General features: G+C 63.9%; 1 pseudogene. It reads right to left on the reverse strand.

The features are described 5' to 3' along the window. Nucleotides 1-45: 45 nt before the first annotated feature. Nucleotides 46-288 (reverse strand): annotated as a pseudogene (locus tag A3736_RS17440) (VOC family protein); the annotation flags it as partial.

The following is a 288-nucleotide window of genomic DNA, read 5'->3' on the forward strand; positions in this document are numbered from 1 at the left end:
GCACGCCCTCGTGCGAGCGGTTGCGGCTCAGCGTTTCCATCGTAATCAGGCTTCGCGGTGGATGCCGCAGATCTTGTGGCCGTCCAGATCGCGGAAATAGGACAGGTGCATCGTGCCGAGCTGTCCGGCGTCGCGCGGTCCGGGAGGGCCTTCGATGCTGGTCGCGCCGTTCGCGACTGCCACGTCGTGCAATTCTTTCACCTGTTCGGGCGAATCGCATTTGAAGCCGATGGTCATCCCGTTGGCGCACGTCGCCGCTTCGCCGTCGATCGGCTGGGTCAGCATGAA

Source organism: Erythrobacter sp. HI0063 (genome assembly GCF_001635685.1).
Taxonomy (GTDB): domain Bacteria; phylum Pseudomonadota; class Alphaproteobacteria; order Sphingomonadales; family Sphingomonadaceae; genus Qipengyuania.